Here is a 1430-nt window from a genome sequence, read left to right as displayed (position 1 = left end):
ATGGTGTAGGTGATCTCGCCACCTTCGGTGACCGAAGGGGTCGCAGTCAGCTTCGCCACCACTTCGTCGAGGGTGTCGGTGACTTGAACCGAAGCGGCATCGCCCAGTTCCAGGTTTTCGAAGGTCGCACCAGTGGCGTCCTCCGCCGAATTGATACCCAGGCTGATCTGGCCAGCGTCCTGATAGACGTCATCACCTTGTGCGTCGTGGGTGTACGGCGCGCTGGTGTCGCCAGCCTTGATGGTGACCTGAGCGTTGTTGCTCAGGGTCACGACCAGATCGTGAGCCAAGGCGGTATTGATGTGCACGGTGAACGTCGGTTTGACGTTCTCGGCTACCGAGGTCTGGTCGGCAGTGATGGTGACCTTGACCAGGTCGCCTTCGTTGTTGCCGCCCGGGTTGCCTGGGGTGCCTGGCTCGTCGGTTACCTCGGTGCTGACCGGGGTCTTGTCCAGGTTCAGGTTTTCGAACTTCCACGCATCTGCGCCGCTGACCGCGTCGATGGCATTGACCACCGGCTGGTTAGCTCCGACGTAGACGTTATCCGGCGCGGTCGCAGTGGCCGAACCGGTGGTGCTGTTGGCTGCCACGACGACAGTAGTGCCGTCGGTCAGCTTGAAGTACAGCTCCGAGTGGTTGTTGATCGGCAGACCGTCTTTGTTGGTCAGCGTGATGGTGTAGGTGATCTCGCCGCCTTCGGTCACCGAAGGGGTGGCGGTCAACTTGGCCACCACCTCACTGATAGTGTCCGAGATCTCAACGGTAGCCGGGCCACCCAAGGCCAGCTTCTCGAAAGTGGTACCCGGAACTGTAGCGTCGATAACACTGAGTGTGATGGAGCCTGCATCAAGATAGACGTCATCGCCCTGAACCGAGGTCTTGTACTCGACTTCGGTCTTACCGGCTTCGATCGTCACGGTGTCGCCGTTCGACAGGGTTACGGTCAACGGACGGTCCAGCGCCTGGCTAACTTTCACAGTAAAGGAAGGTTGCTGGTCTTCGGTCACATTTCCATTGCTGAGAATACTTACGGTGACGGTATCGATGCTGTCATTGATGACAGTCGAGGCTGGAGTCGGATTCGGGGTCAGTTGCTCGAAGTTGCCGCCCGTGGCGTTCTCGATGGTGACGCTGACAGTCGAACCGTTGTTGTAGACGTCATTGGCCGGGGTCTGGAAGTCGACGCTGCCTTGGGTCTTGCCCGCTTCAACGGTGATGACCTGGCCGTTGGACAGGGTCACGGTTACCGGAGTCTGGGCAGGATTGCTCAGGGTCACGGTATAGGTAATCACGCCGCCTTCGGTGACCGATGGGCTCGCCGTCAGAGTCGCAGTGGTGGTATCGACCGAGTCGTTGATCGTGGTCTGAGCAGGGGTCGGATTCGGGGTCAGTTGCTCGAAGTTGCCACCCGTGGCGTTCTCGATGGTGAC

The 1430-nt window shown here is 59.4% G+C and carries 1 protein-coding gene; it reads right to left on the bottom strand.

The window, feature by feature from the left end:
- Nucleotides 1-1430: immunoglobulin-like domain-containing protein (locus tag ACF8EF_RS21545; protein WP_392529344.1), on the bottom strand; the 1430-nt coding region annotated here is incomplete at both ends.

The organism is Pseudomonas sp. zjy_15 (assembly GCF_043101865.1).
In the GTDB taxonomy this organism is placed as follows: domain Bacteria; phylum Pseudomonadota; class Gammaproteobacteria; order Pseudomonadales; family Pseudomonadaceae; genus Aquipseudomonas; species Aquipseudomonas putida_Y.
Note: the sequence above shows the minus strand (reverse complement) of the source record. Positions and strands in the feature narration are given on the sequence as shown.